Source organism: Enterococcus gallinarum NBRC 100675, from assembly GCF_001544275.1.
Lineage (GTDB): Bacteria > Bacillota > Bacilli > Lactobacillales > Enterococcaceae > Enterococcus_D > Enterococcus_D gallinarum.
Genome location: NZ_BCQE01000015.1, coordinates 1 through 12767, shown reverse-complemented (window position 1 = coordinate 12767; position 12767 = coordinate 1). Strand labels below are relative to the sequence as shown.

9 protein-coding genes are annotated in these 12767 nt (G+C 40.9%); all 9 read left to right on the top strand.

Annotation, left to right across the window (positions count from 1 at the left end):
* The first annotated feature begins 1 nt into the window (after window position 1).
* Window positions 2-1855 carry a beta-glucoside-specific PTS transporter subunit IIABC gene (locus EG2_RS09785; protein ID WP_060814577.1) on the top strand — a complete coding sequence of 618 codons (1854 nt, stop codon included), beginning with the start codon at window positions 2-4 and terminating at the stop codon, window positions 1853-1855.
* 34 nt (window positions 1856-1889) lie between these two features.
* A complete protein-coding gene (locus tag EG2_RS09780; RefSeq protein ID WP_060814575.1) occupies window positions 1890-3335 on the top strand; it encodes a family 1 glycosylhydrolase in 1446 nt (481 codons plus the stop codon).
* Between the two features lie 979 nt (window positions 3336-4314).
* Complete coding sequence (ylqF, locus tag EG2_RS09775) at window positions 4315-5184, top strand: ribosome biogenesis GTPase YlqF (protein WP_060814573.1); 870 nt, start codon at window positions 4315-4317, stop codon at window positions 5182-5184.
* Window positions 5168-5932 carry a ribonuclease HII gene (locus tag EG2_RS09770; protein WP_060814571.1) on the top strand — a complete coding sequence of 255 codons (765 nt, stop codon included), beginning with the start codon at window positions 5168-5170 and terminating at the stop codon, window positions 5930-5932. The genes ylqF and EG2_RS09770 overlap by 17 nt, the downstream gene beginning before the upstream one ends.
* A gap of 64 nt (window positions 5933-5996) precedes the next feature.
* Window positions 5997-6869 carry a DNA-processing protein DprA gene (gene dprA, locus EG2_RS09765; RefSeq protein ID WP_060814568.1) on the top strand — a complete coding sequence of 291 codons (873 nt, stop codon included), beginning with the start codon at window positions 5997-5999 and terminating at the stop codon, window positions 6867-6869.
* A gap of 144 nt (window positions 6870-7013) precedes the next feature.
* On the top strand, window positions 7014-9092 hold the full coding sequence (gene topA / locus EG2_RS09760; protein WP_060814567.1) for a type I DNA topoisomerase: 2079 nt from the start codon (window positions 7014-7016) through the stop codon (window positions 9090-9092).
* Window positions 9093-9328: 236 nt separating this feature from the next.
* Window positions 9329-10636 (top strand): FADH(2)-oxidizing methylenetetrahydrofolate--tRNA-(uracil(54)-C(5))-methyltransferase TrmFO, encoded by a 1308-nt coding sequence (trmFO, locus tag EG2_RS09755; protein ID WP_003126978.1) that lies wholly within the window; start codon window positions 9329-9331, stop codon window positions 10634-10636.
* Between the two features lie 112 nt (window positions 10637-10748).
* Window positions 10749-11174, top strand: coding sequence for a hypothetical protein (locus tag EG2_RS09750; protein WP_060814676.1), 426 nt, complete (start codon window positions 10749-10751; stop codon window positions 11172-11174).
* Between the two features lie 13 nt (window positions 11175-11187).
* Window positions 11188-12639, top strand: a complete 1452-nt coding sequence (locus tag EG2_RS09745; protein WP_060814565.1) for a flotillin family protein — start codon at window positions 11188-11190, stop codon at window positions 12637-12639.
* Window positions 12640-12767 lie beyond the last annotated feature (128 nt).

The following is a 12767-nucleotide window of genomic DNA, read 5'->3' as shown; positions in this document are numbered from 1 at the left end:
CATGAATCAATACCATGATTTCAACGAGCAAATCATCAAATTAGTTGGCGGAAAAGCCAATATTCAAGCTGTTGTGCACTGCATGACTCGTCTTCGTTTTACTTTAAAAGATCGCTCAAAAGCAGATACAAAAAAATTGCAAGAGTTGGAAGGGGTTATTGATGTGGTAAGCAATAATGTTGCTTATCAAATTATCGTAGGAACCCATGTAAACGATGTTTACAAAGATTTAATTGACCAATTGGGAATGTCAGGAGACGAGGCAGACCAGCCAAAAACGAAGAAAAATCCGATCAAGGCGATGCTAGATGTGATTTCGGAATCAATGAATCCCATTTTAGAACCAATCATCTGTGCAGGTTTATTAGCCGCATTTCTTTCAATTATTTCATTAACCGGTTTGATTTCGACAGACAGCTCAACGTATCAAATTTTTGATGCATTACGGTCGGCAGTTTTTTATTTCTTACCTATTTTAATGGCGATGAGCTGTGCCAAACGATTAGGCGCCAGCCCTTATCTAGCAGTGGCTTTAGCAGCAACCATTTTATCTGAACCGATCAACAATGTTTCGGGATTGAGTTTATTTGGTATTGGGTTACCACAGATCACTTATTCAAATAGCTTTATCCCGATTTTATTAGCAGTATGGTTCATGGGCTATGTAACAAAGTTTGCCAAAAAAGTCATTCCTAAAAGTTTGCAGTACTTTATGTCTCCATTAGTGATCATGCTGATTACTTTACCAGCCACACTCCTGGTTTTTGGTCCATTAGGGTTTTATATTGGGGAAGGCATTATTGGCTTCTTCAATCTATTGATGGACACGATAGGTAGCTGGTTTGTGATGATGCTCTATTCTGCATTACAGCCATTCATCATTATGTTAGGCGCCGGCAATTTCATTATGCCTGTTGTGGCTTCATTGATTGCAGCGAATGGGTATGATCCAGCGTTTATCTCATCATGTACAATCTCTGACATCGCTGTCGGCGGAGCAATGCTTGGATACTTCTTGCGTGCTCGCAACTTGAAACAAAAACAACTATTTGGGACCGTGACTTTATCCGCCATTTTAGGAGTTACCGAACCAGCCATCTATGGTGTATTCGTTAAATTCCGTCGTCCGTTTATTGCTGTGATGATCGGTGGAGGTTTAGGGGGACTATTCGCCGGTTTAACAGGTGTCAAAGCTTATTCAATTGCTTGGGGATTATTTGGATTACCAGCCTATATTGGCGAAGGCGACTTCATGAATCTTTGGCTAATGGTGGCAGCGGTTGCGATCAGTTTTATTGGTGCGACTATCGCAGCCTATATGTTAGGGATTCCAGTAGAAAGTGATGAAGTACCGGCGGTTAAAGAGAAAGAACGACCTGCATCTTCTGAAATGATTCGTTCTACTGCTTTAAAAAGTGTAGTGGAAGGAGAAGTGGTTCTCCTCAATGAAATCAATGACCAAGCTTTTTCAACTGGTGCTTTAGGGAAAGGAATCGGTATCAAACCGACAAGTCATGTGATTCATTCGCCAATCGATGGGGAAGTGCTAACAGTCTTTCCTACCAAACACGCGATTGGTCTTCGCAGTGACCAAGGCGTTGAGGTCTTGATCCATATTGGTATCGACACTGTTTCGTTAGAAGGCAAGTATTTTACGATGAATGTGAAGCAAGGTGATCGTGTGAGGACAGGACAACCAATCGGTGAAGTAGATTTTGAAAAAGTTCGTGAAGCCGGGTATGATACAACGACTATTGTGGTCATTACGAATACGAATGATTTTCTTGATGTGATCCCAACATCCAATAACCAGTTGGTAAAGTCGGATGATTTACTAAATATTGTCTTGCAATAGAAACCGTAATAAAGAAGATAGAAAAGGTGAGCAGATGAAGTTAAGAAATGATTTTTTATGGGGCGGCAGCATTGCCGCTCATCAATGTGAAGGTGCTTGGCAGGAAGATGGCAAAGGCCCAGCTATTATGGACTATGTCACAGTAGGCAGCTATGAACAGCCTCGTGAGATCGATAAAGAACTTCTTGCTAACAAGGTTTATCCTTCTCATACAGGCATCGATTTTTATCATCGTTATCAAGAAGATATTGCTTTGTTTGCGGAAATGGGATTCAAGGCATTGCGAATTTCTATCGACTGGTCAAGAATTTATCCTAAAGGGGACGAAGCAGAACCAAATCAAGCCGGTATCGATTTTTATCAACGAGTCGTTGACACGCTATTGAAACATGGTATCGAACCGATCATTACGCTCTATCACTTCGAAATGCCGATTCATCTAGTGACTGAATATGGTTCATGGACAAATCGCAAAGTCGTTGATTTCTATTTGCGCTTTTGTCGCACGATGTTTGAAGCATTCAAAGGAAAAGTCAGATACTGGGCCACATTTAATGAGATGAATCATATCGATCCTCAAAGTGAGGCTAGTGATATTTTCACCTATATCATTGCCGGATTAAAGTACTCTGAAATCGATGCTAAGGCCCAGACATTAGCCATGATTGGCTACAATATGACGCTTGCAAGTTGTGCTGCTGTCAAAATGGGACATGAAATTGATGAGAACTTCCAAATTGGCTGTGTTTTTGGTATCGAGCCAGTCTATCCAGCAAATTGTGATCCCGTCAATGTTCTAAATGCCTATAAACAAATGGATCGTGACTTTTATCAGATCGATGCAATGTGCAATGGTCTGTTTCCCCAATACAAACTGGAAGAATATGCAGATCAAGGCATAAAAATCGTGATCTCTGAGTCAGATAAAAAAGTGTTTGCTGAGGGCAAACTTGATTTTATTGGCATGAATTACTATGCGTCTTCTGTCGCAGAATATGAAGGTGCATCGGAAGGAAAAAGTGCTTTATTTGGCGGTCTGCAAAATCCTTATTTGGAAAGCAGTAAGTGGGGATGGACGATTGATCCGATTGGCATGCGGTATTTGTTAAATTACACTTATCGAAAATACGGATTACCAATCATGATTACTGAAAACGGACTAGGTGCAGTGGATGAAATCGCAGAAGATGGGCATATTCACGATGCGTATCGCATTGATTACTTGCACAGACATGTCGAACAATTGTTGCTGTCAGTTGAAGAGGATCAGGTAGACTGTATCGGTTATCTAACGTGGGCGCCGATTGATTTAGTCAGTGCTACGACAGGTGAAATGAAAAAACGCTATGGATTTATCTATGTCGACAAACAAGATGATGGAACAGGGTCCTATATGCGTAAGAAAAAAGATTCCTTTGAGTGGTATCGGCAAGTCATTAACTCCAACGGTGAGAGTATCAAAAGGGAGAATCGTGAGTAAAAATTAGTTTTCTATTCATTTCATTTGTATTATTTTTCATCAAAACTTGTATCGATACGCGCTTTAATAAGAAATGATGGCGATCTAGAAAGAAGTAAATTCTTTCTAGATTTTTTTGTTTTCATTGTTTTCGTAAATCAGTATGAGCTATGAGAACCTCTTGGTTTCAAAAAAATTTGATCTTTTTGATTTTGTTAAACTTAGTACTTAGCTACGATACATAGCTACATAGCTGTATTTCGTTTTATTTTTTCTATTACTTATATATTCAAACGAGGTAGCCGCTTGCTTGAGCAAATGCGAGAAAAAATGTTCTAGAAATAACGACAAAATTTTTTACAGTGTTGTAATTCTGTCAGACTTTCAGCATTTTTTTCTTCAAAATTGATAAGATGATTTGAGTAAAAGACGTAAAATGAAGTATAATTTTAACTAGGCTGAAAATTGGTTTTTTCTCAAAAAAAGTTGGCTTCCTACATCCTGACACTCAGCTAGCTAATTTTAGCTACTCTTAGCTACTTTTGGCTACCTTTTCCTAATTTTAGCTACTTTCAAGCCAGCAAGTTCTCTTGGACTGACATTGAGTGACAGAATGAATTGAGCCGTGGATCAAATCCCCTCATGTCATTATTAAAGCGGTCTGCCAAATAATCCTAGTGAATGAATTAACAAGGAAAGGCTGCGGAATCAGCCAAATAATGGCATATAGCAGAATAGTCAGCGTGGTCTGGCAGTTTTTTGGCCATTCTTTGGAATTTTGCTGGACTGTAAGAGCACGTTGAATGAGCAGATCAGCTCTACAATACGCGTCTCATAGGCATAGTCGCAAGTGATTGGCAGGTAGTATTTCCAATTAAACCAATTCGTGTTAAAATGCGTAGGATACTCGGCAATCAGGAAATTTTCTTGATTCGTCCGATACTTTTAAGAGAAAGCCAAAACAATGTCTGAAAAAGACTGGTATGAAAGGAAATTAATTATGAGTACCATTCAATGGTTTCCAGGCCACATGGCCAAAGCAAAACGTGAAGTAAGCGAAAAACTAAAATTTGTCGACATCGTGTTTGAACTTGTAGATGCTCGTCTCCCCATTTCTTCAAGAAACCCCATGCTGGATCAAATTTTACAACAAAAGCCACGCTTGATCTTGATCAATAAAGCAGACTTAGCTGACCCTCAGCAAACAAAACTCTGGGAAGGCTATTTTAGAAAACAAGGTTTCTTAGCCATGGCAATCAATGCTCAGGATAGTCAAGGAATCAAAATGATTGTTCCTAAAGCAAAGGAAGTTCTGCAAGAAAAAATTGCTTGTGACAAAGCTCGTGGACTCAAACCACGTCCGATAAGAGCAATGGTCATTGGGATTCCTAATGTAGGAAAATCAACATTGATGAATCGCTTAGTCGGCAAAAAAATTGCTCAGACTGGGAATAAACCAGGTGTTACCAAAGGGCAACAATGGTTGCGTTTTGGTACAGAATTGGAATTGCTGGATACACCAGGAATTCTCTGGCCTAAATTTGAAGATCCTGAGATTGGCAAAAAATTAGCTTTGACTGGCGCTATCAAAGATCAACTCATCCATTTAGATGATATTGCTTTGTTTGGGTTAGACTTTTTTGCTCGCTACTATGAAGGAAGAATTGCTCAGCGTTATTCACTTTCTGCGGAAGAAGAACAATGTTTAGCACCAGAACTATTGATGAAGATCACTGAAAAACGTGGTTACAAAGACAATTATGATCGCGGCAGTGAATTAGTCGTTTTTGATATTCGACAAGGGAAGCTGGGAAGGTACACATTAGATCGTTACGAGGAGTTAGGTGAAAAAGATGAAAGAGCCGATTAAAACTATCAAAGAGCGCTTATTTGCCGAGGAGGTTGACCCGGCTTATGTGGCTCAACTGATGGCAGACGAACGCTCTGGTGTCCAAAAGCTGATTACCAAGTATCAAAATCAGCAGCGTAAACAGCAACAAATGCAAGAAAAATATGCAGAAATGTCTGTATTTGAACAAGAACTCTATCAGAAAGGGCTTCGGTTTGTTGCCGGTTTAGATGAAGTCGGCCGGGGACCGTTAGCTGGACCTGTAGTTGCCGCGGCAGTGGTTTTACCGAAGAATTGCGGGATCATTGGCTTGAATGATTCGAAACAACTTTCTGCGAAAAAAAGAGAAGAATTATTTGTTGAGATCCAAAATAAAGCGGTAGCGATTGGCATCGGTATTGCAGATCATGAGGAAATTGATCGTGTGAACATTTATCAAGCCAGTAAGAATGCGATGAAACGAGCGCTAGCTGACTTATCGATTACACCAGAGCATTTATTGGTGGACGCTATGACGCTTGATACCGATATTCCTCAGACCAGTCTGATCAAAGGGGATGCCCGGTCGATCTCTATCGCTGCTGCAAGTATCATGGCCAAGGTATTTCGGGATAATTTAATGAAAGATTATCATGGTGTTTTTCCTCATTATGGATTTGATCAAAACGCTGGTTACGGTACGAAAACCCATTTAGAAGGATTAGCTGCCCATGGGATTTGTCCTATCCATCGCAAAACATTTGCACCAGTAAAACAGTATGTAAAATAATTCATCAAACAGCCTCATTTTTACGAATCTTATTAGTGAGATTCTTTAGAAATGAGGTTGTTTTATGTACTATCAGGAATGTACGCCCTTCGATAAAATCCTCCTTCGCTTGTCATTTGCACAAGGAGTCGGTATTCAAAGTCAGTGGCGGGTGGTCAAAGGCTGCCTCTCACAAGAAAATTGGACTATAACGGCTGAAGAAGTGATTCAAATGACAGGGATCACACGCAATATTCTTCGTTTTCAACAGTCGTGGCATCAGTTGACAGAGAGTGCCTTAGCGGAAAAAATGGCCGACCAGTCATTTATCACCTTTTTTTCAAAAGACTACCCACCTGCACTGAGAAAAATCGCTGATTCACCATTGATCCTCTTTTACGAAGGGAATCTGTCATTAATCCAAAAGCATTCACTGGCTGTTGTCGGTGCTAGACAAGCGACAAGCTATGGTCAGCAGATTTGTAGAAAAATCATTCCGGAACTAGTGAAAAAGAAGTACGTGATCATTAGCGGCCTTGCCCAGGGATTAGATAGTTTCGCCCATGAAGCAGCGATTGAAAGTGGTGGACAAACCATTGCAGTTATAGGAACGGGACTGGATCAGTGTTATCCTAAGAGTTCGCAACGTCTTTATTCTCAGATCAAGCAGGAACATTTGTTGGTTAGTGAATATTCGCGAGGAACATTGCCGCATAAACATCATTTTCCCATGCGGAATCGTCTGATTGCGGGAATCGCACAGGCAGTTTGTGTGATTGAAGCCAAAGAAAAGAGCGGCTCATTGATTACTGCACAGTTGGCTTTAGAAAATGGGAAGGATGTATTTGCCGTGCCTGGAGAAGCTTTGACCGATCGATCAAAGGGGTGTCATCAGTTGATTCAAGATGGAGCAAAATGCACGCTGACAGCAGAAGATATCTTAGAAGAATTGCCTTAGGCTTTTGAACTTATGATGATCCTTTCTTGACAAAACTTTTTCTGAAAGCTATGATAAGCTACGATTTGGATGTTTGGAAAGCAAGTGGATTGTTTGCCGAATATATTATAGTAGGAAAAAATGAAGGAAGGAGCCATTTTTTATATGGCATATAAATATCTAGTGATCGTGGAGTCGCCAGCAAAGGCGAAAACCATTGAAAAATACCTCGGGCGCAACTATAAAGTTGTTGCGAGTGTTGGGCATATTCGTGATTTGCCGAAAAGCAAAATGGGCATTGACGTCGAAAATGACTATGAACCTCATTACATCTCGATTCGCGGCAAAGGCGATGTCATCAAGAGCCTTCGTTCTGCAGCCAAAAAAGCAGAAAAAGTTTATCTCGCAAGTGACCCGGATAGAGAAGGGGAAGCTATTGCTTGGCATTTAGCTTTCTTACTAGGACTAGATTTAAAAGAAAAGAACCGTGTCGTTTTTAATGAAATCACAAAAGATGCAGTTAAAGCTGCGTTTAAAGAACCTCGTACGATTGATGTCGATTTAGTAGATGCGCAACAAGCTCGTCGGGTGTTGGACCGTCTGGTAGGTTATTCGATTAGTCCAATTTTGTGGCGCAAAGTCAAAAAAGGATTGAGTGCGGGCCGTGTTCAGTCAGTAGCATTGAAAATCATCATTGATCGCGAAAAAGAAATTCGCGAGTTTATACCTGAAGAATACTGGAGTATCGATGGCAACTTTAAAAAAGCAACGAAAAAGTTCAAGGCGGCTTTCTGGGGGCTAGATGGTAAAAAGAAAAAACTACCAAACGCTGAAAGCATCAAAGAAGTGACCGATCGTTTAGATGGCAAAGATTACCAAGTGACCAAGGTAGAAAAGAAAGAACGAAAACGCAATCCTTCGGCTCCTTTTACAACCAGCAGTCTTCAACAAGAGGCAGCCCGCAAATTGAATTTCCGTACACGGAAAACAATGATGGTAGCGCAACAGCTTTATGAAGGAATCCCATTAGGCAAGCAAGGAACGGTCGGATTGATCACCTATATGCGTACCGATTCTACACGGATCGCGGATACAGCAAAAGGAGAAGCAGCGGAATTCATCGAAACAACCTATGGTTCAGCTTTTTCAGCTCATGGTGGCAAGAAAATCAAGAATGCGCAAGGGGCGCAAGATGCCCACGAGGCTGTACGTCCTACAAGTGTCATGCGTACACCAGAAGAAATGGAAAAGTACTTGGACAAAGATCAGTTGAAACTCTATCGCTTGATTTGGTCTCGTTTTGTAGCCAGCCAAATGACCCCTGCGGTTTTGGATACAATGAAAGTGACGCTACAGCAGAATGGCGTCATATTCATAGCTAACGGATCCAAAATCAAATTTAAAGGATTCATGCAAGTGTATGTTGAGGGACGAGATGACGGCAAAGAAGACAAAGAGAATATTTTGCCGGAATTAAACGAAGGGGACGTTGTTCAGTCGATCTCTATCGAACCAAAACAACATTTCACACAACCACCTGCTCGTTATAGCGAAGCAACGTTGATCAAAACTTTAGAAGAAAATGGTGTAGGGCGACCATCGACTTATGCACCAACTTTAGAAACGATCCAACGGCGCTATTACGTTAAATTAACTCAAAAACGTTTTGAACCAACTGAATTGGGAGAAATCGTTAATTCGTTGATTGAGGAATTCTTCCCCCAAATCGTCGATACCCATTTCACAGCCGAGATGGAAAGCAGCTTAGACAGTATTGAAGCGGGCAAACAAGAATGGATCAAAGTCGTGGACCAATTCTATCGACCATTTGAAAAAGAATTGTCCAATGCAGAAGAAAATATTGAGAAAATCCAGATCAAAGATGAACCCGCTGGCTTCGATTGCGATATTTGCGGTCATCCAATGGTCATCAAGTTAGGTCGTTATGGAAAATTTTATGCTTGTAGCAATTTTCCAGATTGTCGAAATACAAAACCGATCGTAAAAGAAATCGGAGTGGAATGTCCAGTTTGTCACCAAGGACAAGTTGTTGAAAGAAAATCCAAGAAGAACCGAATTTTCTTTGGCTGCACACGCTATCCAGAATGTGACTTTACGTCATGGGATAAACCAGTAGGCAGAAACTGTCCAAAATGTGACAACTATTTGGTTGAAAAGAAAGTCAAAGGCGGCAAGCAAGTCGTTTGTATCAAAGGTGATTATGAGGAAGACGTTCAAAAGTAAGTTATTGATCGTTTTTGACCTCTCAATAAAAAAATGAAGTGAGCGCAAGAAGTGTCTGCTGGGAGACAGCAGACTTCTGCGTTCCTTTTCAAAAAACAGAGCTGTGACACAAGGAATAGAATAAAAAATAAGCAGAGACAAACGGTGATCTGAAGATCAACATCTGCCAATGTAAGGGTTATTTTTTGTTTTGATGACTTTTGGCACAGACTCTTTTACTATAAAGGAGACGAAGTATGAAAAAAATCAATGTAATTGGTGCTGGATTAGCAGGAAGCGAAGCTGCTTGGCAAGCTGCTGAAGCAGGAGTGGCTGTCAATTTGTATGAAATGCGTCCTAAGAAAACGACAGAAGCCCATCATACGAATAATTTTGCGGAACTTGTTTGTACAAATTCTCTTAGAGGTAACAATTTAACCAATGCAGTAGGTGTTTTGAAAGAAGAAATGCGCCGCTTGAATTCGGTCATTATCTCTTCGGCCGATCAGACAGCGGTTCCGGCTGGCGGTGCACTAGCCGTTGATCGGGATGATTTTTCTGAATTAGTTACAAAGCGGGTGAAAGAACATCCGTTGGTAACTGTGATCGAAGAAGAGATCACCGAAATCCCAGAAGGAATTACGGTAATCGCTACTGGACCATTGACTTCAGAACCGTTATCCAAGGCGATTCAAGCATTCAATGGATCGGAAGGCTTCTATTTTTATGATGCCGCAGCGCCAATCATTGATAAATCAACTATTGATATGGATAAAGTTTACTTGAAATCACGATACGACAAAGGAGAAGCAGCATACCTGAATTGTCCGATGAATGAAGAAGAATTTTATGCCTTTCGTGAAGCCTTGGTGAATGCCGAAGTCGCTCCTTTGAAAGAGTTTGAAAAAGAGAAATTCTTTGAAGGCTGTATGCCAATTGAAGTGATGGCCTCTCGTGGTCCAAAGACGATGTTGTTTGGACCAATGAAACCTGTTGGTTTGGAAGACCCTAAGACAGGCAAACGGCCTTATGCAGTGATCCAGTTGCGTCAAGATAATGCTGCTGCCTCGTTGTACAACATTGTAGGTTTCCAAACGCATCTAAAATGGGGAGAACAAAAACGAGTCTTTCGGATGATCCCTGGATTAGAGCAAGCTGAATTTGTCCGCTATGGCGTAATGCATCGGAATAGTTTCATGAACTCGCCAGAACTTCTGCAACAAACCTATCAATCTCGCAAACGTGATGACTTGTTTTTTGCTGGTCAAATGACAGGAGTAGAAGGGTATGTTGAAAGTGCGGCTAGCGGTCTAGTAGCTGGAATCAATGCAGCAAAACTTGCAAAAGGGGAAGAACCAATCATCTTTCCGCAGGAAACAACAATCGGCAGCATGGCGTACTACATTACGCATGCAGAAGGCAAACATTTCCAACCAATGAATGCCAATTTTGGCTTGCTTCCTGAACTGCCCGAACGAATCAAAGATAAAAAGTCCCGTTATGAGGCATTGGCTAATCGTGCGCTTACAGCTTTAGAGGCTGCCAAAGAAACAGTTGCAAATTAATTGTCGAAAACTTTCTCACGAGAAATTGTTGAGAAAGTTTTTTTTTGAATTGTCTTGAAACTTGGTAGCGGTTATCATATGATTAACAGTAACAATAGCGAAGGTGGTGACGATCGTGATTGGGGAATGGGTCACATTGCTTCAAGAGTATCTGCAGCAGTTTCCATTTTATATTCAAATAGTGGGCTGGCTGATCGTACTATTTGTTTTGATATTTGCCGTTTTTCTGCTTTTCAGTTTGTTGCTAGGCCCGTTTATGTGGCTTTTCAATCGCTTGACAGATAAAAATCGTAGCAATGTTCTTGGTCATGAAGATTTTTTGATTGGTGAATTGACAGAAAAGATCGTCGGAAATACCCTCGGTGAAGTGATGGAGATTGGCAGTAAGACAGCGCGTTCTGTTTATCCGGCAAAGTTCTATAAAGAAGAGGATATTCGGGAAAAGCGAGAATTACCAGTCGGAACCAAAGTGATTATTGTTGATTTTGACAAAAAAGGTATTGCTTTAGTGGTAGAAAACCACAATTTTATTGAATAGGGAGTGTTGGAAAATGTTAGACACAGGGAATGCATTAGATTTTTTAAGTAATCCAATTTTATGGATCATCGTTTTAGTCGTGTTATTGATCGCATTTTTAATGATTCGTTACCGAATCGGCAAGCCAGATGAAGCGTTGATTGTAACGGGGTCATTTTTAGGTAAAGAAGGCATCAAGATTTTAAAAAATAGCGGAACATTCGTGATCCCAATTGTTCAAAAAGCACATAAATTGAGTTTACTGACGCATAAACTTGAAATTGGCACACCAGAAGTTTATACCGAACAAGGGGTACCGATCAAAGCAAGTGCGACGGTTTTAGTTAAAGTTGGTAACAGTACGGAATCGATCAAAACAGCTGCAGAACAATACTTAGGCAAATCAACCGGCGAGTTGGAAGATGAAGCACAAGAAGTACTGGAAGGCCACTTGCGGGCGATTCTAGGTACAATGACCGTTGAAGCAATTTACAAAAATCGAGATGATTTTGCGGAACAAGTGCAAGAAGTTGCATCTACCGACTTGAAAAAAATGGGATTAGAGATCGTTTCATTTACGATCAAAGATGTTAGTGACAGCAACGGCTACTTAGATGCTTTAGGACGACCACAGATTGCTGAAGTGAAGAAGAATGCAGAAGTTGCAGAATCAAATGCATTAAGAGAAACACGAATCAAGCAAGCCGAAAATGAACAGTTGGCACAGCACGAGGAAATTCGTCGCCAAACGGAAATCGCAGAAGCAACGAAAGATATGGCATTGAAACAAGCACAATACAAACAAGAACGGGAAGTAGCAGATGCTAAAGCAGAACAGATTGCCGTGGGCGAAAAAATGAAAGTTCAATTGATCGAACAAGAAAAGAACATCGAGATCCAAGAAAAGCAAGCTGAACTGACGGAAAAAGAATTGAATGCTACAGTCCGTAAAAAAGCAGAAGCCGATAAATATGTTGTAGAACAAAATGCCTTGGCAGATAAAGCAAGAGAAATTGCTCGTGCCCAAGCAGAGGCTGAAAAAGTTAAACTAGCTGCCCAAGCAGAAGCAGAGAGAATCGAAAAACTCGGTTCGGCAGATGCTGAAAGAATCGCTAAAGTCGGTCAAGCAGAAGCCGAAAGTCGCGAAAAAATGGCGATTGCTTTAACTAAACTGAATGAAGCAGGTATTTTGATGGAATTCATCAAGGTATTGCCTGAAATTGCCAAAGAAGTTAATGCGCCACTTAGCAACATCGATAAAGTGGTCAGCTTTGGAGGCAACGACGGACTCCACGACATGGGAGAAGCCGGCTTGGCACGGACATTTGATACTATCAAAGAAACAACTGGCCTCGATTTAGTCAACCTCATCAATCAAACCATGTCTACTAAACAAGGGAACAAAGAGTTAGTAGCAGCCATCGAAAGCCAAAGGCCAGTAGAAAATCAATCAAACACAGACAATAACACCCAACCAATCGAATAACCCAAACAACGCACTCAAACGAGTGCGTTTTTGCTGCGAATCACTGCGACTGACACTCGAAAGAGTGGCAGAGCAGATGATGAGCAGTACTAGGCGAGCAAAGCGAGCGTAGTAACCTTAAAAAGAAT

Bases quoted from the DNA above. Each gene is read 5' to 3' on its own strand.
- EG2_RS09780 (WP_060814575.1), top strand. From the start codon at position 1,890: ATGAAGTTAAGAAATGATTTTTTATGGGGCGGCAGCATTGCCGCTCAT.
- EG2_RS09745 (WP_060814565.1), top strand. From the start codon at position 11,188: ATGTTAGACACAGGGAATGCATTAGATTTTTTAAGTAATCCAATTTTA.
- trmFO (WP_003126978.1), top strand. From the start codon at position 9,329: ATGAAAAAAATCAATGTAATTGGTGCTGGATTAGCAGGAAGCGAAGCT.
- dprA (WP_060814568.1), top strand. From the start codon at position 5,997: ATGTACTATCAGGAATGTACGCCCTTCGATAAAATCCTCCTTCGCTTG.
- topA (WP_060814567.1), top strand. From the start codon at position 7,014: ATGGCATATAAATATCTAGTGATCGTGGAGTCGCCAGCAAAGGCGAAA.
- ylqF (WP_060814573.1), top strand. From the start codon at position 4,315: ATGAGTACCATTCAATGGTTTCCAGGCCACATGGCCAAAGCAAAACGT.
- EG2_RS09770 (WP_060814571.1), top strand. From the start codon at position 5,168: ATGAAAGAGCCGATTAAAACTATCAAAGAGCGCTTATTTGCCGAGGAG.
- EG2_RS09785 (WP_060814577.1), top strand. From the start codon at position 2: ATGAATCAATACCATGATTTCAACGAGCAAATCATCAAATTAGTTGGC.